Annotated in this window: 22 protein-coding genes; 5 read left to right on the plus strand and 17 right to left on the minus strand. The window is 62.7% G+C overall.

Annotated features, from left to right (window positions below; genetic code table 11):
- Nucleotides 1–3: 3 nt before the first annotated feature.
- Nucleotides 4–270 carry a hypothetical protein gene (locus tag J2T57_RS14675; protein WP_253479704.1) on the plus strand — a complete coding sequence of 89 codons (267 nt, stop codon included), beginning with the start codon at nt 4–6 and terminating at the stop codon, nt 268–270.
- A gap of 17 nt (nt 271–287) precedes the next feature.
- On the plus strand, nt 288–866 hold the full coding sequence (locus tag J2T57_RS14680) for an NADPH-dependent FMN reductase (protein ID WP_253479706.1): 579 nt from the start codon (nt 288–290) through the stop codon (nt 864–866).
- A 62-nt stretch (nt 867–928) separates the two neighbouring features.
- On the opposite strand, the gene pufC is transcribed toward J2T57_RS14680, so the two are convergent.
- The 12 genes from pufC to J2T57_RS14740 all read right to left on the minus strand — a co-directional run bounded on the left by pufC (nt 929) and on the right by J2T57_RS14740 (nt 11882).
- The gene (gene pufC, locus J2T57_RS14685) at nt 929–2131 is read right to left on the minus strand and encodes a photosynthetic reaction center cytochrome PufC (protein ID WP_253479708.1); all 1203 of its coding nucleotides are present in this window, start codon (nt 2129–2131) and stop codon (nt 929–931) included.
- Nucleotides 2128–3105: a photosynthetic reaction center subunit M gene (gene pufM, locus J2T57_RS14690; protein ID WP_253479710.1), complete on the minus strand. Its 978-nt coding sequence runs from the start codon at nt 3103–3105 to the stop codon at nt 2128–2130. Before pufM ends, pufC begins: the two co-directional genes overlap by 4 nt.
- A gap of 17 nt (nt 3106–3122) precedes the next feature.
- A complete protein-coding gene (gene pufL / locus J2T57_RS14695) occupies nt 3123–3947 on the minus strand; it encodes a photosynthetic reaction center subunit L (protein WP_253479721.1) in 825 nt (274 codons plus the stop codon).
- A 122-nt stretch (nt 3948–4069) separates the two neighbouring features.
- Nucleotides 4070–4261 carry a light-harvesting antenna LH1, alpha subunit gene (gene pufA / locus J2T57_RS14700; RefSeq protein WP_253479724.1) on the minus strand — a complete coding sequence of 64 codons (192 nt, stop codon included), beginning with the start codon at nt 4259–4261 and terminating at the stop codon, nt 4070–4072.
- Nucleotides 4262–4272: 11 nt separating this feature from the next.
- Nucleotides 4273–4506: a light-harvesting antenna LH1, beta subunit gene (pufB, locus tag J2T57_RS14705; RefSeq protein ID WP_253479727.1), complete on the minus strand. Its 234-nt coding sequence runs from the start codon at nt 4504–4506 to the stop codon at nt 4273–4275.
- A 131-nt stretch (nt 4507–4637) separates the two neighbouring features.
- Nucleotides 4638–4859 carry a hypothetical protein gene (locus J2T57_RS14710; protein WP_253479730.1) on the minus strand — a complete coding sequence of 74 codons (222 nt, stop codon included), beginning with the start codon at nt 4857–4859 and terminating at the stop codon, nt 4638–4640.
- A 59-nt stretch (nt 4860–4918) separates the two neighbouring features.
- A complete protein-coding gene (gene bchZ / locus J2T57_RS14715) occupies nt 4919–6358 on the minus strand; it encodes a chlorophyllide a reductase subunit Z (RefSeq protein WP_253479741.1) in 1440 nt (479 codons plus the stop codon).
- Entirely contained in the window at nt 6358–7884 is a 1527-nt protein-coding gene (gene bchY / locus J2T57_RS14720; RefSeq protein WP_436262711.1) for a chlorophyllide a reductase subunit Y, read from the minus strand. Before bchY ends, bchZ begins: the two co-directional genes overlap by 1 nt.
- Nucleotides 7871–8845 carry a chlorophyllide a reductase iron protein subunit X gene (locus J2T57_RS14725; protein WP_253479757.1) on the minus strand — a complete coding sequence of 325 codons (975 nt, stop codon included), beginning with the start codon at nt 8843–8845 and terminating at the stop codon, nt 7871–7873. Before J2T57_RS14725 ends, bchY begins: the two co-directional genes overlap by 14 nt.
- Nucleotides 8842–9822, minus strand: coding sequence for a chlorophyll synthesis pathway protein BchC (bchC, locus tag J2T57_RS14730; protein WP_253480573.1), 981 nt, complete (start codon nt 9820–9822; stop codon nt 8842–8844). Before bchC ends, J2T57_RS14725 begins: the two co-directional genes overlap by 4 nt.
- Before the next feature lie 46 nt (nt 9823–9868).
- A complete protein-coding gene (locus J2T57_RS14735) occupies nt 9869–10996 on the minus strand; it encodes a methyltransferase (RefSeq protein ID WP_253479760.1) in 1128 nt (375 codons plus the stop codon).
- 16 nt (nt 10997–11012) lie between these two features.
- Nucleotides 11013–11882 carry a polyprenyl synthetase family protein gene (locus J2T57_RS14740; RefSeq protein WP_253479763.1) on the minus strand — a complete coding sequence of 290 codons (870 nt, stop codon included), beginning with the start codon at nt 11880–11882 and terminating at the stop codon, nt 11013–11015.
- A 99-nt stretch (nt 11883–11981) separates the two neighbouring features.
- Between J2T57_RS14740 and crtD the strand changes: the two genes are divergently transcribed.
- Both crtD and J2T57_RS14750 read left to right on the plus strand, forming a co-directional pair.
- Nucleotides 11982–13517: a 1-hydroxycarotenoid 3,4-desaturase CrtD gene (gene crtD / locus J2T57_RS14745; RefSeq protein ID WP_253479766.1), complete on the plus strand. Its 1536-nt coding sequence runs from the start codon at nt 11982–11984 to the stop codon at nt 13515–13517.
- Nucleotides 13518–13543: 26 nt separating this feature from the next.
- The gene (locus tag J2T57_RS14750) at nt 13544–14386 is read left to right on the plus strand and encodes a carotenoid 1,2-hydratase (RefSeq protein WP_253479768.1); all 843 of its coding nucleotides are present in this window, start codon (nt 13544–13546) and stop codon (nt 14384–14386) included.
- On the opposite strand, the gene bchO is transcribed toward J2T57_RS14750, so the two are convergent.
- Genes bchO through bchI form a run of 3 tightly spaced genes read right to left on the minus strand, consistent with a single transcriptional unit; the run spans nt 14387 to nt 18136 of the window.
- A complete protein-coding gene (gene bchO, locus J2T57_RS14755; RefSeq protein ID WP_253479770.1) occupies nt 14387–15277 on the minus strand; it encodes an alpha/beta fold hydrolase BchO in 891 nt (296 codons plus the stop codon).
- A 4-nt stretch (nt 15278–15281) separates the two neighbouring features.
- A complete protein-coding gene (locus tag J2T57_RS14760) occupies nt 15282–17111 on the minus strand; it encodes a magnesium chelatase subunit D (RefSeq protein WP_253479780.1) in 1830 nt (609 codons plus the stop codon).
- Complete coding sequence (bchI, locus tag J2T57_RS14765) at nt 17108–18136, minus strand: magnesium chelatase ATPase subunit I (protein ID WP_253479792.1); 1029 nt, start codon at nt 18134–18136, stop codon at nt 17108–17110. Before bchI ends, J2T57_RS14760 begins: the two co-directional genes overlap by 4 nt.
- A 281-nt stretch (nt 18137–18417) precedes the next feature.
- On the opposite strand from bchI, the gene J2T57_RS14770 reads away from it, so the two are divergent.
- Entirely contained in the window at nt 18418–18744 is a 327-nt protein-coding gene (locus J2T57_RS14770; RefSeq protein ID WP_253479795.1) for a high-potential iron-sulfur protein, read from the plus strand.
- Between the two features lie 297 nt (nt 18745–19041).
- Here the strand turns inward: J2T57_RS14770 and ccmB are convergent, their stop codons facing one another.
- Nucleotides 19042–19740, minus strand: a complete 699-nt coding sequence (gene ccmB, locus J2T57_RS14775; protein ID WP_253479799.1) for a heme exporter protein CcmB — start codon at nt 19738–19740, stop codon at nt 19042–19044.
- Nucleotides 19737–20363, minus strand: a complete 627-nt coding sequence (gene ccmA, locus J2T57_RS14780) for a cytochrome c biogenesis heme-transporting ATPase CcmA (RefSeq protein WP_253479802.1) — start codon at nt 20361–20363, stop codon at nt 19737–19739. Before ccmA ends, ccmB begins: the two co-directional genes overlap by 4 nt.
- Between the last annotated feature and the right edge of the window lie 69 nt (nt 20364–20432).

Here is a 20432-nt window from a genome sequence, read left to right on the forward strand (position 1 = left end):
GGCATGGAAGCACTGGTGACCAGCGGTCGTGTTGTCGATCTCGTTCTGCTACTCACCGCCGCTGAAGCCATCGCGCTTGTTGCCTATCATCGACTCACCGGTCGCGGCGTTCCGCCCGGTGAACTCATCCCCTACCTTCTTGCCGGTGTGTTCATTCTACTGGCACTCCGGGTAGCACTGGTTGGTGCCGCCTGGTACTGGATACCCGTCCTCTTGCTGGGGTCACTGTTCGCCCACCTGGGCGCGTTGGCAAAACGCGGCCTGTCGTAATAGGGAACACGCATCTGATGACAAGCACTCACCCCATACTCGTCTTCGCCGGCAGCGCTCGCACGGGCTCGTTCAACAAAGGTCTCGCCCGGTTGGCTGCGGATAGTATCCGGCGTCAGGGTGGAGATGCGACATTTGTCGACCTCAGGGATTACCCGATACCACTCTACGACGGTGGCCTGGAGAAGGAGTCCGGCATTCCGGAGAATGCCCGGGCGCTCAAGAAACTCCTGGCCGCGCATCAGGGACTGGCGATCGCCTCCCCGGAATACAACGGGTTTATCACCCCACTACTCAAGAACACGCTGGATTGGCTGTCTCGCCCGGACGGCGATGAAGATGGCCTTGGCCTGTTCCGCGACAAGGTCGCCATTGTGCTTTCCGCGTCTCCGGGTGGTTTCGGAGGCATACGCAGTCTCGGGCTTGCCCGGCAGTTGCTGCTCAACCTCGGCATGATCGTACTCCCCAACCAGGTCGTCGTGCCCCGGGCAGGCCAGGCCGTCACGGACAGCGGCGAATTTGCCGACAAAGGTATGGGCGAAAGGCTGGACACGGCATGCGGCGCACTGGTGAGGACGCTAGCCCGGATTGCTTGAAAAAAGATGGCGCCATCAGGCGCCATCCCAAAGGACGAGGGAGGAGTTCCCCGCCCACACCATTACTCCATGTCGTCGAGGAAGCGGCTCAACCGGTCTGCCAGGACAATGCGATCGTCCTGATCGCCCGCAACACGGGCCATGTCGCCCTCTTCCTCGAACTCCGGGTCGTCGTCGGCATCCAGGTCGTCGTCCGGTACGGCCTCGTCCGGATCCCGCTCCATCATCACATCCCACTGCATTTCACGGGTATCCTCGTCCGGATCCCCGATCAGAGACGGATAATCCTGCACCATGCTGGCCCCATACAGCGGCTGCTGGATGCCCTGGTGGCAGGTCGCGCAATTCACCTTGCCAACGTCGCCTGTGGGGCCAAGCCGGTTCTCCGGGAAGACGCCGTGCAGCGAGTTGATATAGGCGTTGTTGATCTCCCGCACCATGCGGATACCATGCCACGCCGTGGTCCGCTGCGGTGGGCTCTGATCCCAGTCACCGAAGGCGCGGCTGTTGTGGCAGACCTGACAGGATACGCCCAGCGCGTCGGACATGTGCATCATCAGGCTGAAGGTCATTTCCGTATGCTGAATTGAAGCAACGTGGCCTGTGGGCAGTGCGTCCTGCTCCTGGACGCGGATTTCACGATCCCCTTCCAGGTAGGCGTCGAAGGCATTTCTCGGCAGTGAAGAGAGCGCCGTCTTGTCGCTGGGCATATTCTGCATCTGTCGATTGCCGGCACCGGTAAAGCGCTGCGGCTCCTCGTAGAACCACTGCTCAGCCGGGACGTTCTCACCCCGATGGCAGGTATAGCAGGTCACGCCCACGTCACCGACGTGATCCTGCCAGCTTGCGTTGATATTCCGTGTCATTTCTAGCATTCGTCGGGAGACCACCTTGGTGTAGATGTCCTCTGAGGCGAAATTGCCGTCAATGTGACAGTAGTTGCAGCCCTGCTCCGGGGAGACCCACTCGGTCATGGCGCGCATGACCCGCTGGAACTGCGGAATGCTGAGATCACCGAGCACCTCGACGTTCTCGTAGACATCCCCCGCCCGCGGCCCGGCATCCGGCGCCGCAGACAAGGCTTCCGGCGCCTCGTGCCGGGAGCGCTCCCGCTCCCGGATTCGTGGATTCTCGGGATTCTGGGTACCGGTTCCCCGGTACCCGATCTGCTCTACATCCACCGGCGGCCGCTCACAACCCAGCAGGGCTATGGTTGCAGCCAGGGCAATGGCGCCCATCACTCGACCAATCGTGTGCGTCATCATTGCCCCATCCCCTGCGTCGCGGTTGGATCCACAGCCGGTATCCAAACCTCGGGATACGCTGGCGCTATGCCGTGTTTCACACCCCAGAGGTACCAGTTCTCGACCACTGTCCCGGTGAGCAGGATGCCGATACCACCGGTTATCACGGTCAGCACCGCGAACCAGTAGGCCCATCTGTGGATGGACTCCATGGTGGCGTTGAAGCCCATGGTCCAGCGCCAGAACAGGCCGGCGCGCTCAGCGGCCGTACCACGGTCCACCGATTGCTCGATCTCCCGTTCGCCGCCGTACCGGCCCACCGCGAGAATGGTGGCCCCATGCATGGCGAACAACAGGGTCGATCCGAACAGGAACACGATGGACAGCATGTGGAACGGGTTGTAGAACAGGTTGCCGTAGCGTTGCGAGAAGGCAGCCGTCCAGTCCAGGTGCGGGAAGATACCGAAGGGTACTGCCTCCGCCCAACTTCCCATGAGCAGCGGGCGAATGAAGCCCAGCACCAGATACAGCCAGATCGCGGCGGCAAAGGCCCAGGCGATATGCGTGCCCATGCCCATGGATCGCGCCAAGCGGTAGGTCCGTACCCACCAGAGCAGAATGGCAGCAGTCAGGAAGAAGCCGGCCATGAGATACCAGCCGCCCTCATTGAGCGGTGGAATACTCAAACCGTACTGCGGCGCTGGTGGCTCAAGAGCGAGCCAGAAGAACTGGCGCACGAACTGCACCGGATCCCAGTTCACCGAGGCCCACATATTGAGGCCGATGATCTCGATGGCGATGAAGCCGCAGATCAGTGAGAGCACGCCAGTGGTGCCGAGGTAAACCGGACCGATCTGGGCATCACCAAGCTTGCCTGCCAGCCAGGAGAAGAAAGGTTGCCCCTGTCGTGGCCAGAGCCTGCCCGGGACTTCCACCCCGGGGTAGGCCGGGCCGCGCACCTGGACGCGGGTAAATAGATTCTGGTACTCAGCCATTTCGTTATCCCCTCGCCCTATGCCCAGATTGGCAGTTCAAGCCACCAGCTCCACCATTCCGGCCAACCACGCGTCCAGAATGGGCCACTGATGATGATGCAGACGGCACTCCAGAAACCGGCGTTCAGGGCCAGGAACAGGCCGAGTCGGTGTATACCGAGTTCGCCGATGGAATAGCCGATAAAGTCACGGAAGAATGTGTTTTCGTGCTCCGCCGTCTTGACGGTTTCGCCCTTCTTGGGGTTTAGCGCCGACAACACCAGGCCACCGTGGAGTGACAGCGCGAGCGTGGTGGTGAAGAAGAACGTCACCGCCAGCATGTGCGCCGGGTTGTAGTGGAAGTGCAGATACTGGTAGCCGACGTTCGACACCCAATCCAGATGACTGAGAATGCCGTAGGGGAAACCATGTCCCCAGGCACCCAGCAGCAAGGGTCGGATGACCACCAGGCTGGCGTAGGCGAAGATCGCAACTCCGAAGGCGACGGGAATGTGATAGCCCATACCCAGCTTTCGGGAAATCTCGACTTGTCGCAGCGCCCAGGATATGAATGCACCCAGAGCGCATATGGTGATGATCTGCCAGAGCCCCCCTTCCATCAGGGGCGCCATGGCCAGACCGTAACTGAGATCCGGTGGTGCGATACTGATCTGCCAGAGATTCCAGGTGTCTCCCTGGGAAGCTCCCCAGACGATCATGAGCGTACCAAGTGCTGCAAAAAACAGCGTTGTTACGCCAAAGAAACCAACGTAGAAGGGGCCTACCCAAAAGTCGAACAGGTCCCCGCCAAGGAGCGTTCCACCTCGTACGCGATATTTTTTTTCAAAACTGAGCATGGACATGGCCGGGTCCTCATTGTCACTTGCAAGTCAGTGCCCCAGAGAATCCCCGACCGCTGGGTTATCACCACCGGGCGCGAGGCGCCCGGCAGAAGCTTGGCCCAGGGTCGGAGACTGTCGTTGCGTCAGCTCAACCGGTGGGTTGGCGGCGCTGCCGCCTGTTCCACCGACACGCTGGCGACTGCTGCACCTTCCAACCAATTGAAACGCTCGGTACTGAGCAGGATGAAATGAATCACCAGGGCCAGCACGAACAAGAACCCGAACAGCGCAACCAGCGCGCGACGAGGATCGAATAGCTTCCAGACTCTCCACATGTCGTCGTCTCCTATGTGAGGTAAGGCGCAACTTGCGCGAGAGTGGTAGCTACGCTGTTACTGCCTTCAATCACGGCAGCGTAACCATCTTTTCCGGGCAGCCACGGGCGCCAGATCCACGCAAGAATATGCGCGAACACAGCGACGGCGACGAAGATGATGAAGCTCTGCATGAAAATGCCATGGAACTCCTTCGCCTCGTCGTCGGTGAGCCCCGAAAGCGACGTGTTTTTTGAATCAGCCATACGCTTGCTTCCTTCTCATTCGACCTGTCGGTCGTCGCCGCGCAAACCCCGCGCGGCCCGGGCGACCAACCGCAATGCGTCACGGTCAGTCCCACTCCTTCGGGTCACCCCGAAAGAATCTGGTTGGGGCATCAGCCCCGGAAGGCGAACGGAATGGCGATACTCGCCGCCGTCTTCGCCTCCGCGATAATCGAATTGGTCCGACCGCCACGCCTGCGCCCTGGCACCAGCCGCATCACGGCGCACGCCGGCAGAAAGAGGAAGAACCCAACCGCCATTAGCACTCGGCACTGTTTCTCGTCCGTCCGGCGCATGCGCATGGTCTCCGCCTTGATTCCGCTGTGGTCAGTCATTGATCTGTCTCCTCTGGATACTGCTTGAGTCTCACGATGCGAAGTGCGCGTCCCGTTCATCAGGCGGCACCTCCGGCACATCGCAGATGCGTTGAGGTCACCCTCTCCTCACCCGCTCTGCGCGCATCCCGCTCGGCGTCATCCCGCAACCGCTTCGCGGCGGAGATGCGCACCAGAACGGGGTGTTCCTGAACCATTTCATCCAGTAGCTGCCTGGCCTCTTCATCCCACGGCATCGCGCTCTCGCTGCGCGCCGGGGTGGGCTCCACGGTATCGAGGTTGGTTGCCAGCGGCAGGATGTTGAAAAGTGCGTCGAACAGGGCATTACAGACCTCCTGGACCAGGTAAGTGGCCCCGGAGTAACCCATGAAGGGTGTGCCCGTGTGACGGCGTATCGCAGCACCGGGAAACGATGCCGGGATGTATTGGCCGCGATTACCGATTTCGGCGAGATACATGCGCTCGTTGTAACTGCCGAACAGGATCAGCGGCGTCTTCTCGTGAATCAGCTGACGCACCGCTGCGTTGTCTGTTTTCTTGCCCGCATGCCTGGCAACAGCGAAGTTGCAGGGCATGCCCATGTCCTCTTCCAGGAAGTGGCGGATGCCCCGCGTGTAGGTCTCGTTGGCCACTACGCCGAAACTGGCAGTGCCGTAGAAGTCTTGTGTCACGGATCGCCAGAGATCCCACAAGGGCTTGATGGTGGTGTGTTTCTCCCGCTCGATGAACGGCTCCGGATCGATCTCCAGCAGCTCGCCCAGCTGGCGAAGGAACTTGGTCGTGCTGTGCAGGCCAATGGGCGCCTGCAGGTAGGGGCGCTCAAGCGCCTCACAGAGTTGCCGACCAAATTCCCGGTACATGCAGATGTTTACGTCGGCGTCCACCAGGCGGGGGACCTGGTCCACGTGGCAGCCCAGCGGGAAGACGATGTTCACCTCTGCCCCGACGCCTTCCACAAGTCGACGGATCTCTGCCAGGTCCGATGGCATGTTGAAGGTGCCGTAGGCGGGGCCGATGATATTCACCCGCGGCTTCGCGCCCTCAACGGGCTTCTTCGCCTTCGGCAACTTGCCGCGCTTGGCACCGAAGTGATGCAGCAACCAGACCATGGCACGATCTGCACACTGCCATTGATCTTCATCGATGGTACGCGGCAGGAAGCGCAGGATGCCGGTGCCTTCCGGTGTGACACCGCCGCCGATCATCTCGGCGATGGAACCGGTGACCACCACACTGGGTCGATCGGGATCCAGGGTCGCATGGGCACGCTTCATGGCGCCTTCGGTGCCATGCTGGCCGAGTTCATCCTCGGACAGTCCGGTGACCACGATGGGCAGTTCGTGCGGCGGCAAGGCATCGGTGTAATGCAGCACCGAGGTCACGGGCAGATTCTCGCAACCCACCGGGCCGTCGATGATGACCTGCAGGCCCTTCACCGCTGTGAAGACGTAGACTGCGCCCCAGTAACCCCCGGCCCGGTCGTGATCAAGTACCAGCATCAGACCGTCTCCTCGTCGATATTCGGCGTAGTACGCCCACCCTTGGCGGGTTTGGCGAACTTGCTCAAGTCGACCCTTGGCTTCACGACGGGGGTGTCTTCCCAGACTCCGGCCTTGTCGCCCACCCCCACACCCTCGAAGAAGGCGTGCATGGCATCGAATCGACTCTTGTTGGCGATCGCGTTGTTGATGACATCGGCAAGCGAGCCGGCGCCGGCCACGCCCATCAGGGGGCGGGCAGAAATAAGATTGGTGAAATACAGACCTGGAATCGCGAGCTGCTTTGCCTTCTGCACGACCGGTGTGGTGCCAATGGCAAGATCCGGCTGAAAGGCCTCCACCGCGCCCACGTCCTGCTCAAGCGACGCGCGATAGCGAACAGCGATACCCCGCTCCTCCAGCCAGAGCCGATCCGGCTCCGACCATTGCGTGTGCGGGCAAGCCGTGCCGACGTAGAGCACATCCGCCCCGCTCTCCACCAGCAGCCGGGCCACAAGCAACTCGGAACCTTCGTAGCCCGACAGGGTGATACGCCCACGAATGGGCTTGTCAGCCAGGGCTTTTCGGATCTGCGGCAGCAGCGCGCGCTTTGCCGCGCTCACCTTGCCCTCGTCGACTCCGCAGGCCTTGCCGATGGCGTCCAACCAGTCAGCCGTACCGTCATGACCCACGGGCGCAGATGGAACGATCGGACGGCCCGCCGCCACGAACTCGCGAATGGATGCCGTGTAGAAAGGGTGAATGGCGGCCACCGCCGCACCATCCAGGGCGCTGTAGAGTTCGCGCCATTCCCGGGTAGGCACCACCGTGCCGGCAGCCAGCCCGAGTGGTTCCAGCAACTGGCCGATGGCAAGCGGATCTCCGGGGAACATCTCTCCAAGCAGGGTCACCGTTGGCAACTCCGCCCGCCCACCGCGGGGCGCCTGCACCGGCCCCGCCTCTACTTCTTCGCGTGCGTACTTCAGCATGGCACCAGCCAGCACGTCCTTGGCTTCGGCATGCGTGGGCACACCGAATCCGGGCACGTCTATACCAACGATGCGGACACCGTTGATCTGCTTCGGCAGCAACCGCAGCGGCACGCCGGATGCGCTGGGCACGCAGAGATTGGTGATGACCACGGTGTCGTAGTGCTCCGGGTCCGCCATTTCGTGGACCGCATCCCGGATATCCTCGAACAGCTTGCCGGTGACCAGCGACTCGGAATTGAATGGCACATAGCCCACGGAGCGGCGCGCACCGTAGAAATGCGAGGTAAAGGTCAGGCCGTAGACGCAACAGGCGGAGCCGGACAGGATCGTCGCGGTCCGGCGCATGCGCAGGCCAACGCGAAGCGAACCGAATGCCGGACACATGCTCTGCGGCTGATCATGGGGACCGAGGGGGTAATCTTCTGCGTAGCGCTCCAGCATCTCGCTGTTGCCTGCCGCCGCAGCCGCGCGCCGTAATTCGGCCTTGCCTGCGTGGCAACCCAGGCCATCGGCCTTCGTCGCTTCAAGGTTGGCAGGTGCCTCAGACTTCGTCATAAATCACTTCCAGCGACGGCTTGGTGATGGAGGCCTTGCCGCACATGTCTTCCATGTTGGCCGGCTTCAGTGTCACCTCACGGCCGACGTCTTCGCTTTTAAAGAGGCCAAGCAGTTCGTCCTGACTCAGGGGATTGGGCAATACTGGCGGTGCCTCGGCCACGTTGATTCCGAGTTCCTTGAACAGGGGCGCCCACTCGCTGCCCTCGCGACCGATAATTTCGTAATTCGCGCTTTTCTTGCGGATGTCATCATGGGCGGGAATCGCGGAGAGCACGGGAATGCCTACGGCTTCGGCAAAGGCGCTTGCTTCACCGGTCCCGTCATCCTTGTTGATCACCAGGCCGGCGACCCCGACGTTGCCGCCGAGCTTGCGAAAATACTGCACCGCCGAGCAGACATTGTTTGCCACGTAGAGCGACTGCAGGTCATTGGAACCAACCACGATGACCTTCTGGCACATATCCCGGGCAATGGGCAGACCGAAACCGCCGCAGACCACGTCGCCGAGGAAATCAAGCAGGACGTAGTCGAAGCCCCAATCGTGGAAACCGAGTTTCTCCAGGAGTTCGAAGCCGTGGATGATCCCGCGGCCACCACAGCCCCTGCCCACTTCCGGGCCGCCCAGCTCCATGGCAAAAACGCCGTCACGCTTGAAGCAGACATCGCCGATCTCGACCTCTTCACCGGCCAGCTTCTTTTTCGAAGAAGTCTCGAGAATGGTGGGGCAGGCACGGCCGCCGAAGAGTAATGAAGTCGTGTCACTCTTGGGGTCGCAACCGATCAGCAGGACCTTTTTCCCTTGCTGCGACATCATGTAGGACAGATTGGCCAGCGTGAAACTCTTGCCGATACCGCCTTTGCCATAGATCGCGATGATCTGGGTCTTGGCTGCCGCCGGGGAGGTTGTCTGCGAATCGTCGCCGACCTGGGCGTTGACTGCCGATGCTGGCGTACTCATAAAAAACCTCTCCAATCGAGAATCATTTTCAGGCATGCCGGATTACTGAAGGCAGCGGCATAGGCGTCCGCAGCCTGAGCGGCATTGGCCCGGTGGGTAATCAGGCCATCCAGGGACAACTCCCCGGATGACACCAACTCGATGACGGCATCGAGGTCGGATGGGCGCCACTCCGCGGCAACCCGCAAAGTGGCCTCGCGCATGAATGCGGCCGGGAAATCAAAGGAAAGTCGATCGCTGTAGAAGCCGGCGAGCACGATCTCTCCGCCCGGAGCCAATCGCGCTATGAGGGAATCCAGCAACCGGGAGTCGCCGCTGACATCGCAGATGGTGCGATAGCCACGACAACCATCTGAATCGGGGCTGACCACGGTGTAGCCGGAGGCACCCACTCGACGACCTGCATCGCTCTCCCAGACCGTGGGCGGTGACTCGCCACGCAAGGTAGCGACCCGGGCCACAAGGCGACCAAGCACGCCATGCCCAACAATCAGTTCCGGCACTGCGATGTCCACGGCATGCCAGGCTGTGGCGGCAAGCGCGAGGAGTGCCGCCTGCTCACCGAGGTCGGATGGCACCCGGCGAACCCTGGCGCCCGGCGCAACCAGCCGCGACGCAGCGCCACCGAACAGGCCCCGCACATCGCCGAAGCAGCGCGCGCCGGGGACAAACACCAGCGAGCCCACCTGGTGACCTGACGAACGCCCCGCCTGGGCGACACGGCCCACAGTTTCGTAGCCAGGGACCAGTGGATAACCCATGCCCGGGAACTGCGGCATACGGCCGGTCCAGAGCAGTCTCTCGGTTCCGGTGCTGATACCACTCCAGTGAACGTCGACAACAACGTCTTCATCGGTGGCGGCATCCAGCGCCAGTTTCTGCACGTTCAATTGCTCAGGGCCGGAGAAGACGACGGCAACAGCGTGACCGAGCTGCGCTGCGGGAGGGGTGGGTTCGAGTGTCATTTCAGCTTGCATGGTCATACTGTCATCTTAGCCTGACACTTCAGGCTGTCAAGGTTTATTAACACTTAATGCTTGGCTTGTGCCCCGAAATGATGCGTGCCTGCAACGGATTGCGCCCGCGGTGACACTTGATGTCGCGAAAACCGGTATGGCGGAGCATTTTCGTAATCTCCTGCGGAGTACGCGGCCTGCCCTTCCCCATGGCCAGCAGGTAGAAGCCGAAGTAGGCGTCGCCCATGGCCTCCGCCCCACGGGTTGCCGACATGGGCTCCGCGATCAGGATCGTGCCGCCAGGGTCCAGTGCCCGGAATACCGCGCCGAGCAGTGCGTGGACATCGGCGTCGTCATGGTCATGGACGATGCGTATGAGGGAGATGAGGTCGGAACCTGGCGGCAAGGAGTCACGGAAGAAGTCGACCCCCACGGCGGATAACCGGTCTTGCAGGCCCGCTTCGCGGATACGCTGCGTTGCCTGCTCAGCCACGGCGGGGAGATCCGCCACGATTCCCTGCAAATGCGGCCAGCGAGCCGCCACATTGCGTATGAAAGTCCCGTCACCGCCACCAACATCCATGAGCCGGCGGAAACGCCGCAAGCTGAAGACCTCGAGAACCTCCGTAGACACAAGCTCCTGGGACAGGCTCATCAAGCGGCTGTAAGGCGCCACCTGCTCGGTGGTGAGTTGCGCCGGATCCTGCGCACCGGCGTAAGGCCAGTAGCTGCCAAGGCTGTCGCCTCGATCCTTGCGCAGCAGGGCAACGGGATCTTCCATGTCGCGATAGAGTAAGGCGTGGTGTTCGATCATCGCCGCGACCCCCGGCATGCTGCTGAGCACCGCACCTTGATTACCGAGGCCATAGCGATCGCCGCTGCGAGGCTCCGCCAGACGAAGGGCGACAGCGGCAGCCAGCAGGCGCTCGGCCGCCGGTACCGTGATGTTCAGCCTCGCTGCCACCTCGGAGGACGATTGCGGCCGCTCCGCCAACAGCTCCAGGAGCCCGAGACGGACACAGGCGAGCAACACCTGGGAGTAGACAAAACCGGCACACAGATCGAACAGTTGGGCGGCACGGCGCCGGGCTATTGGCCGCGTTGGCCAGAATGCGGCCGCGCCACGCTGAAACCGGCTGCTGGACAGCAGCCGATTTCGTAATTCTCGAAACCCGTCGCGCAGGGTATCGATCAATGACCTACCGCCCTGATCAGGCCGCAACCATCGAGAGCTTGCACGGGAGAACACGATGCATCTCCTGGAGAATGCCGGCGCGCAGCAGATCGCGGCCCGGACAGGGCGGAATGGACCGCAATGCATCCTGGACCAGTCGGTCCAGCCGCCGGCGGGAACCTTCAATGCCCAGTTCGGCGACTGCGCTGGGACGCCCGTTGAGGGGGTCCTGCCCTACAGGCTTACCGATGGCCTGCTCGGTGCAGATGGCATCCCGGAGGTCATCTCCGACCTGATAGGCCTCACCCAGCTTCTCACCGAGGGCCCGCCAGGGTTCGGCGTCGGCACCCGCCGCGCTGGCACCACCCACCGTCGCAGCCGCGAACAGCGCACCTGTCTTGGCGCGGTGGTAATCCGGCAGGGACACCTGTTCTTCGCACTCCCAGGCCTGGCCCGCTGCGATGCCTGTCCTCGCACCTCCAGCCGTCGCCAGCGTGGCTAACATCCGACCACTACGTGTCGGTGCGCTAGTGGCGACGATGCCGAGAACCTGGAATGCGGTCACAATCAACGCATCACCGGCAAGAACCGCAAGCTGCTCGCCATAGGCCTTGTGTACGGATGGGAGCCCACGCCGCAGATCGGCGTTGTCGAAGCACGGCAGATCGTCATGAACCAGAGAGGCGCAATGCAGCAATTCAAGGGCGGTCGCCATGGCATCGGACAGTGCCGGCCGGTCATCACCGCAGGCCAACGCCACCGACAGACACAGCTTGGGGCGCACGCGTGCACCGCCCGCGAAGACCGCATGCCTTATAGCGCTGGAGAGTCGCGGCGGCCCGGGAGGGGCGGTGGCAAGGTCGATGGCACGTGTCAGGGCCTGTTCGATCCGCAGGTTCGGTTCCATACAGCCCCTCCAAAATGTGTCAATATTAGTAGACGATCTACAATGTAATCTAAACTAGACACTGATCTCCGATGTGTCAATCAAAGAGAGGTGCTCTACATGCAGACAAACCGGGCGGTGGTCATCGGCGCTGGCGTGGGCGGACTTGCCGCCGCCATCGATCTGGCCGTTGCCGGGCTTGATGTGACGCTGGTGGAGCGCGCGGCGACGCCGGGCGGAAAGCTGCGGGAAGTGCCCATCGGAACCCAGGCACTGGATGCGGGGCCAACGGTGTTCACCATGCGTGGCATTTTCCAGAGCCTCTTCGAGGACGCAGGTGACGACCTCTCCCGCCGGCTTGTTCTGCAACCGGCAACAGTTCTGGCCAGACACGCCTGGACTGACGGCAGCCAGCTCGATCTCCATGCCGACCTGGAGCAGAGCGCGGAGGCCGTGGGCATGTTCGCCGGAGCGGCGGAAGCCCGTCGGTTTCTGGCCTATTCCGCGCATGCCTGCGCCGTTTATCAGACACTTCAGAAGAGCTTCATCGAAGCCCAGCGGCCGAACCCGATTTCGCTGACACGACGCGTTGGCCTGTCCCGCCTGGCCGACCTGTGGCGGATCACCCCCTTCCATTCCCTGTGGACGGCACTGGGCCGTCACTTCCGGGATCCACGACTGCAACAGTTGTTCGGACGCTATGCCACCTATTGCGGTTCGTCCCCGTTTGCTGCACCAGCGACACTGATGCTGGTGTCCCATGTGGAGCGCGACGGGGTCTGGTTTGTGGAAGGCGGCATGCATCAGCTCGCACTGGCCATGGCCGACCTGGCAAGCCGTTGCGGCGTGAACTTGCGGTATTCCACCCAGGCTCAGGCAGTCACCACCAGGGCCGGGCGCGTCTCCGGGGTGACCCTTGAGGGCGGGGAACAGTTGCCTGCGGATCTGGTGATCTGCAACGGCGACGCCGCCGCAGTGAGTAGCGGACTGCTCGGTGCAGACATCGCCCGCGCGGTTCCTGCACAGCCACCGTCGAAACGGTCGCTTTCAGCCATTACCTGGAACCTGGTGGCAACGACTGACGGCTTTCCCCTGACCCATCACAACGTGTTTTTCAGTGAAAACTACCGTGCGGAGTTCGACGACATCTTTCAGCACCAGCGAACGCCGCGTATGCCAACGGTGTACATCTGTGCACAGGATCGCCACCACGGTGACGGCAAGGTAGAGCCCGAGCGGCTGCTTTGCCTGACCAATGCTCCAGCCAACGGCGATCGTTCGACCTTATCCGATTCGGAGATCATGCAATGCGAAAAGCGGATGCTGGCCCTGCTGGGGAACTGCGGGCTAAAACTGGAGTACCGGCCGACGGATCGGATGGTAACAACCCCGGCGGACTTCAATCGGCTTTTCCCGGGCACGGGCGGAGCACTGTATGGCATGGCTTCACACGGCTGGACCGCCTCTTTCCGGAGACCGGCCTCGAAGACGTCGATTCCGGGGCTCTATCTGGCGGGCGGCAGCACGCACCCGGGGCCGGGCTTGCCCATGGCGACGCTATCCGGGAGACTCGCCGCGCAGCGCGCGCTGGCAGACCTGAGTTCAACCGCAAAGTCGCGAATGGCGGCTATGCCTGGTGGTACATCGACGCGCTGAGCGATGACGGCCGCCACGGCCTCACCGTGATTGCCTTCATCGGCAGCGTGTTCTCTCCCTACTACGCCTGGGCCCGCCGGACCGGCAACGACGACCCGGAGAACTTCTGCGCGCTGAATGCCGTCCTGTACGGCGATGCAGGCAAGCGCTGGGCCATGACGGAGCGTGGTCGTCCAGGTCTCGACCGGTCGCGGGATCATCTCGACATCGGCCGCAGCGCGATGCGCTGGGAAGGGCACAGCCTGGTGGTGGATATCAACGAAGTCACCGTTCCCTTTCCCCGTCGGATTGTCGGTCAGGTGCGTCTGACGCCCGGCCCCATCACCAACCATGCGGTGGTACTCGACGCGCGCGGCCAGCATGTCTGGTGGCCCATCGCGCCCTGCGCAAGGGTTGAGGTGGACCTGGAAAAGCCGGAATTGAGCTGGTCCGGCGACGCGTATCTGGACCACAACGCAGGCGATGAGCCACTGGAGCGTGGCTTTCGCAACTGGCACTGGTCGAGAGCAACCGACGATGGCGGCACCACGATACTGTACGACCTTGTGCCCCGGGAGACCCCTGCCGAGGGAGTCGCCTTGCGATTCGACCGCGCTACTGGCGAGTCAAGCACCGTGGATGCCCCCCACTCAGTGGAACTGCCACGTACTCTCTGGCAAATCGACCGGCGTACACGAACCGCACTCCCGGGTGCGGCCGGTGTCGAGAAAACGCTGGAGGATACCCCGTTCTATGCGCGTTCACTGATCCGTACACGGCTCGGTCCGCAGGAGGTAACCGCAGTGCACGAAACACTCTCTCTGGACCGGTTCGCGAATCCCTGGGTGCAGGCCATGCTGCCGTTCCGGATGCCTCGCCGCCGCCGGTAATCAGGAAACCTTGAGAATCCCTTCGCTCATGGCGGCGTCGAGAACGGCCGTGGCAACGGTCTGCGGCGCCTCTTCATGGGCCAGATGCCCGAGGCCGGGGAACTCCACCGTCCGCCCCGATGGCAACATTGACAACACGCGCTCGGCCTCCGACGGTGGCACCAGACCGTCGCGCTGGCCGACCAGTAGCCAGACTGACGCGCTCAGCTTCGGCAGATCCCGAGCCAGGGACTGCAGATCCCACTGGGCCATCATGGCCAACACGCCACCGATATGCCCGGAGCTGCGGGCAAGTCGCTTGTAGTAACCGATGCTCTCGGCACAGAGCGTCGACCCGGTCCGTTCCAATAGCCGCTCGACCATGCCGCCGCCGCGAGCACGCAAGGCAATCAGTAGCGGTGCCACCGGGTTGTCGGCGAGCAGCCGTGCCGCCGGGCCATAGAGGCGCGATGACAACCCGGGCAACGGCAGCATTGCGCCGTTGATACTGATCAACACGCCGGCGGAGTCCGGCTGATCGAGCAGCATGCGAGCGCCAATTGCCGCGCCCGCTGAATGCCCGAGGACGACCGTCGGCTGCAGGGAAAGACAGTCCAGCAAAGAGTCCAGTCCGGCGGCCGCAACTGCCAAACCCTCGCCGCCACGCAGGGGCCTTGAAGTGAAACCATGACCAGGCAGATCCGGGGCGATCACCGTGAACCGCTCGGCGAGCAGCGGTGCCAACTCCCGCCACGAGTGTGTGGAAGCGCCGGCGCCATGAAGCAGAAGCATGGTCGGCCCCTGCCCCATGACCTGCACGTGCCAACGCATGCCGTCGGCAAGCACGAAGCGACTATGGTCGCGGTTCGGCCAGTCATCCCCGTCCCTTCCCCAGACGAGTCCACTGCTCATGGGTTCAGCCCGGTGGAGACGACATCCGGGTGGTCGCAACCCGGACGGCATCACTGATGGCGCCGGCATTGGCCTGAGGCAGAGCGAGGTAAGCCGCACCCATGGTTGCCGCCAGTTCGCGGGCCAGAGCGCGCGGCTGCGGCGACGTGTCGACTACCAGCGTGCGCAGACCCGCTGCGCGAATGCGACTGGCGGCGTCAAGGGCGTCTGTCGCTGCCTGCTCACGACCACCGATACCCTCACGGGTGACATTGGCACGACCGTCGGTGAGCAGGACCAGCACCGGGGTTCCCCCACGGCGATCGACTTCCTCGCCAACCAGCCGCGCTGCATCCATACCCGATGCCAGAGGCGTTCCACCGCCACCCGGCAGCGCCGCAAGGCTTCGCTTGGCCCTGACCAGAGAGCGTGTCGGGGGCAAAAGCACGTCCGCCTTGGCGCCCCGGAAAGCGATCAGCGCGACGCGATCCCGCCGCACGTAGCATTCCGCCAGCAGCAACTCCACCGCGCCTTTCGCTTCTGACAAGCGATGCATTGCCGACGAGCCCGAGGCGTCCACCGCGAAAACCGTGGTGGTTTCAGTACGGGGGCGGAAACGGGTGATGCGGAAATCGTCCGGCCGTACCAGGATGCGATGGATATGGCCCGCCTGGTCCTTTTCCAGGCTCGCCCTGCGCACGGCTTGCCAGGGGGCGGCAGCGCGCAATGTTTCGATGACATTGAGCCGCGCGCCGTCACCGGGGTTCCCACGGCGGGTTCCTACCGGGCGGCCACGCGCTCCGGCCTTGCGCTGATACCCACCCTGCCCTGCCGCCCGGCGCCGAACGCCCGTCAACGCGGCCTGCGCTCGTAACTGCTGTAGCAGACCTTCGGGCAGCATGGCTTTGGAGGCCTCGACGACGCGCTCGTCGCCGCTGGGGTCCTGTTGCTTCGTGTTCCGCTCTGACGACTCATGGTCTCGATCGCCTGGCTGATCGTTCGATTGTTCGGCGGACTGCTCGGCCGGTTCCTGCTCCTCCGATTCCTCGGGAGGTGCAGGCAACTGTGTTGCCCGCGGCCCCAACACCAGACGCACAGCAAGCGCTGCCTCTTCCTCGCCCACCACCGTATTGCCAACCAGGGCGGCCGCTTGCCGGGCGACTTGACAGGACAGTACAACAGCCCGCAGGGACTGCACACCCAAGGCCACGGAGGCCGCAGCGATGGCCTCGGTCGCCTCCTCAGGAAGTTGCACCTCCGCAAGGCGGGTTCGCGCGGGCCCGACGGCATCGACGTCGATCAGGTGCTGCTCATCTGGCACACGCAGCAAGGCACTCAGATCGAGTCGAAACGCGAGCCGGTCAAGTAGAATGCGCGGGGGGCGCTCTTCGTCACCGATGCCCTCGTCCAGCAGCACGACGCCGAATCGGGCTGGCGAGATTCTGTCCAGTCCATCGCGCTGCAGGCGCACTTCGCCGACATCCATGACTGCGGCGATCTTGCCCGCCGTGGACAGGGACAGCCGTTCCCCCATGGGCAGCAGCACGACCCCACCGTTGCTATCCGCCAGTACGCCACGCTCCAGTATTGGCCGTCCATGTTGCAGGGTAAGGGCGAGATCAAGACCGCCGAGCAGGCGGTTATCAGGGACATTGATGGGAATTTTTCGCGGTGTCATCGCGTCGCCCAGGTAAGCATGCAGCGACTGTAGCCAGCGATCCCGCACCGGACCTGGGGAGACGCGTAGCGCGATACCGCCCGTTGCCGCGGGGTTGACAGCAAAAAGGGCCGCCGCCATCAGGCTGTCCTGCCAGGTGATCTCCGGATCGAGACCGCTCCGGGCGTCCGCGGTCATGCGGGCAGCAGCTCGTCCACCGCGCGTTGAACTCGGGTGGTTGAGCCCGCTTCGTCCAAGGGGTTGCGACGCAGTCGATGGCGCAACGCAATGGGCGCAACCTTGCGCAAGTGGGATGCGTCCACGGCATCTGCCTTTTCAAGACTGGCGGCCGCCCGGGCAGCCCGGATCAGCGTCAGTTCGCCGCGCAGGCCGTCGGTGCCCAGAGACAGGCACAGGCGTGCAGCCTGTTCGAGGATATCGTCCGACACCGTGACACTGCCAAGGTGTTCCCGGGCCGCCTGCACCTGCTTGCGAACCGCCCCCTCACGACGCTTCCAGCGCGTGATGAAGGCGTCCTGGTCAGTCTCGAAGGCATCGCGGCGTCGCACAACCTCCATGCGGGTCGGCAAATCCGTCGGGGTTGACACTTCCACCGAGAGGCCGAAGCGATCCAGAAGCTGTGGGCGAAGCTCACCCTCTTCCGGGTTTCCGCTACCGATCAGCACCAGTCGGGCCGGATGCCGCACGCTCAGACCTTCACGCTCGACGACGTTGACACCGGAAGCTGCAACATCCAATAGCAGGTCTACGATGTGGTCCTCAAGCAGATTGACTTCATCAATGTAGAGATAGCCGCGGTTGGCCCGTGCCAGCAGGCCCGGCTCGAAGACCTTCTCACCCCGACTCAGCGCGCGCTCCAGATCCAGCGCTCCCACCACGCGATCTTCGGTGACACCAAGTGGCAGATCAATCACCGGAACCGGCCCCCGTCGCACCTTCAGGTTATCACCACGAGCGGTCTTCGATTGACAGCTCTCACAGAGCTTCGCAGGTTGATCCGGGTCACAGGAATACGGGCAATCGGCGACCATGCGAATGGCAGGCAGGAGGCCGGCGAGAGCCCGGACCGCCGTTGATTTGCCAGTGCCGCGATCGCCGAACACAAGTACACCACCCACGGAAGCATCAACTGCCGCAATGAGCATGGCGAGCTTCATTTCATCCTGTCCGACGATGGCGGAAAATGGAAACACTTGCGGCATGGTGGGGCCTTTGTAATGTCCTTGGTCAGCGGAGGTCATGGTAGAGCGAACGACGCAGGCCGGGCAACAAGCGATAATGCAGGGCACTGCCCCTGCGCTTCCATTCAGCTCGCGTTCAGCCGGCCGGGCACATTGTTTCGTGGCGAAGCAGAGACGAATCGCGCGAGTTTGGGTCTATAGTGGTACGCGAATCGCGACGAAGGGGTGGCAACCACTGTGACGCGTTCGTGAATTGTGTATTAATACGGCTACAAACAACTGATCCGAGAGGAGTTACCCAGATGTCTGACAAGATTCATGACCGCTCTCGCCGTCGCTTCCTGCGCATGGGCCTGGCGGGTGCAGCGACGGTGTCCGCAGCCGGTATCTTCATTAACGGCAAGGCATTTGCCAGCGAAGATCGCGTCAGCGAAAGCGAACCCACCGCCGAGGCACTGCACTACAAGCACGATGTGGCTGACGTGGATCACCCCGATTACTCCGAAGGCGAGGTCTGCCAGAACTGTCAGCTCTACACCAACCCCAATGGAGACTGGGGTCCTTGCGCCGCGTTTGGCGGGCGTCTGGTTGCCGCTAATGGATGGTGCACCGCCTGGGTTGGTCGCTGACAGGTGCGTTTGTGTGCCGGATCCGATGCGGATTCGGCGCACAAATCTGGCGGATGTGATGCGGACGTCCTAAGCTCTGAGATGCATCACTAGCCAACAACCAGGAGGACCATCATGTCCAATGATTCGGAGAAAGACGACGGCCGCAAAGCAGAGTTAATTGCCGCTGGCCTGACCGGCTTCATCCTGTTTCTGTTTCTGATCGTCGTGTTATCGCGCTGACAGATTTGCAAGCGTCCGGGCACACCGGTCGAGAACAAGCAGAATCCTGATCCGGCGCTGTGCATCAGCGCCGGATCAATTCAGACTGATCCGCAAGGCCGTTGCGATTCCGAAAGGGACCAAGACGAGTGCGAGGGTCAGCATTGCACCCAGCAGGGATAGGCTGGGCCCCGCCGGCAACCCCACCGCAGCTAGCTCCGTCGCCCTCGCTGCAAAGATCAGCGTGGGAATGTAGAGCGGCAGAACCAGCAGCGCCAACAGCACCCCGCCCCTGGGAAGTCCGACCGTCAACGCCACACCAATTGCACCAAGCAGGCTCAGTATCGGCGTCCCAAGCAACAGACTTGCCATCAGCACCGGCACGCTGGATCCCGGCATCTGCAGCATCATGGCGAGCAGTGGCGCAAGCAGAATGATCGGGACGCCCGTGGTCAGCCAGTGCGCCAGCACCTTCGCCATCACCAGCACCGGCAAGGGATGATGGGTCATTACCAACTGCTCCAGACTGCCATCCTGGAAGTCGGAACGGAAAAGGTTATCCAGTGACAGCATGGCCGCCAGTAACGCAGCCACCCAAATCACCCCGGGGCCGATTGCGGCCAGCGTTTCAGTACCGGGCCCAACCCCGAGGGGGAACAGAGTGGTGACGATGAGGAAGAACAACAAGGGATTCACCCACTCGCCACTGCGCCGGTAGACCAGACGGATGTCTCTTAGCAACAGCGCGAGAAAGGCACCACCGAGATTACCGCGGTCGGGGACAGGCTCGGTCACGCCGCCATCCGCAATTGTTCGAGTGAATCACCCAGGGTCTTCAGGGGCTGATGTGAGGTCATGATCACGAGACCACCATCCGCAAGATGCCTGCTGATCAGGGATTCGACCTGCAGCACGCCTGTCTGATCAAGCGCATTGAACGGCTCGTCGACAATCCAGAGGGCAGCGCGACTCACCAGCAAGCGCGCCAGGGCGAGACGTCGGCACTGACCCGCCGACAAGGCACCTGCCGGCTCGCTGGCGAGACCGACAAGGCCGACATCATCCAGGGCCGCATCAATCAGATCCATCGGGCCACCGGTGGTCAGCGCCAGGCTCACCCGCAGGTTTTCCGCCACCGTCAGGTCCGCCTTCACGCCGTTGGCATGCCCGATATAGGCCATATCACGGAAATACGCACTTCGATCCTCCCGGATATCCGTCCCGCGCCAACGGACTTCGCCATCTTCCGGCAGGGACAGGCCACAGAGAATACGCAACAGGCTGGTTTTTCCACAGCCATTGTGGCCGGTGACCAGCAGCCCGTGGCCGGCCTCGAGGCGAAAGGACAACCCGTCGAACAGCATCCGCTCGCCGCGGATGCACGCCAATCGATCTGCTTCGAAAACGATGTCCTGCATCAGACTGCCAATTCGCCTCAATACCGCTACAAGCCCCGAGAATACACGGCGCGTATGGACAAGTGTCAA

Source organism: Natronocella acetinitrilica (assembly GCF_024170285.1).
Lineage (GTDB): Bacteria > Pseudomonadota > Gammaproteobacteria > Nitrococcales > Aquisalimonadaceae > Natronocella > Natronocella acetinitrilica.

What these genes read in the sequence shown, in the direction of transcription:
- pufC (WP_253479708.1), bottom strand. Translation starts at nt 2,131, where the DNA reads ATGATGACGCACACGATTGGTCGAGTGATGGGCGCCATTGCCCTGGCT.
- J2T57_RS14770 (WP_253479795.1), top strand. Translation starts at nt 18,418, where the DNA reads ATGTCTGACAAGATTCATGACCGCTCTCGCCGTCGCTTCCTGCGCATG.
- bchI (WP_253479792.1), bottom strand. Translation starts at nt 18,136, where the DNA reads ATGCCGCAAGTGTTTCCATTTTCCGCCATCGTCGGACAGGATGAAATG.
- crtD (WP_253479766.1), top strand. Translation starts at nt 11,982, where the DNA reads ATGCAGACAAACCGGGCGGTGGTCATCGGCGCTGGCGTGGGCGGACTT.
- bchO (WP_253479770.1), bottom strand. Translation starts at nt 15,277, where the DNA reads ATGAGCAGTGGACTCGTCTGGGGAAGGGACGGGGATGACTGGCCGAAC.
- J2T57_RS14675 (WP_253479704.1), top strand. Translation starts at nt 4, where the DNA reads ATGGAAGCACTGGTGACCAGCGGTCGTGTTGTCGATCTCGTTCTGCTA.
- bchY (WP_436262711.1), bottom strand. Translation starts at nt 7,884, where the DNA reads ATGACGAAGTCTGAGGCACCTGCCAACCTTGAAGCGACGAAGGCCGAT.
- pufA (WP_253479724.1), bottom strand. Translation starts at nt 4,261, where the DNA reads ATGTGGAGAGTCTGGAAGCTATTCGATCCTCGTCGCGCGCTGGTTGCG.
- J2T57_RS14680 (WP_253479706.1), top strand. Translation starts at nt 288, where the DNA reads ATGACAAGCACTCACCCCATACTCGTCTTCGCCGGCAGCGCTCGCACG.
- bchZ (WP_253479741.1), bottom strand. Translation starts at nt 6,358, where the DNA reads ATGCTGGTACTTGATCACGACCGGGCCGGGGGTTACTGGGGCGCAGTC.
- J2T57_RS14760 (WP_253479780.1), bottom strand. Translation starts at nt 17,111, where the DNA reads ATGACCGCGGACGCCCGGAGCGGTCTCGATCCGGAGATCACCTGGCAG.
- pufM (WP_253479710.1), bottom strand. Translation starts at nt 3,105, where the DNA reads ATGGCTGAGTACCAGAATCTATTTACCCGCGTCCAGGTGCGCGGCCCG.
- pufL (WP_253479721.1), bottom strand. Translation starts at nt 3,947, where the DNA reads ATGTCCATGCTCAGTTTTGAAAAAAAATATCGCGTACGAGGTGGAACG.
- J2T57_RS14740 (WP_253479763.1), bottom strand. Translation starts at nt 11,882, where the DNA reads ATGGAACCGAACCTGCGGATCGAACAGGCCCTGACACGTGCCATCGAC.
- ccmA (WP_253479802.1), bottom strand. Translation starts at nt 20,363, where the DNA reads ATGCAGGACATCGTTTTCGAAGCAGATCGATTGGCGTGCATCCGCGGC.
- J2T57_RS14710 (WP_253479730.1), bottom strand. Translation starts at nt 4,859, where the DNA reads ATGACTGACCACAGCGGAATCAAGGCGGAGACCATGCGCATGCGCCGG.
- J2T57_RS14725 (WP_253479757.1), bottom strand. Translation starts at nt 8,845, where the DNA reads ATGAGTACGCCAGCATCGGCAGTCAACGCCCAGGTCGGCGACGATTCG.
- pufB (WP_253479727.1), bottom strand. Translation starts at nt 4,506, where the DNA reads ATGGCTGATTCAAAAAACACGTCGCTTTCGGGGCTCACCGACGACGAG.
- bchC (WP_253480573.1), bottom strand. Translation starts at nt 9,822, where the DNA reads ATGCAAGCTGAAATGACACTCGAACCCACCCCTCCCGCAGCGCAGCTC.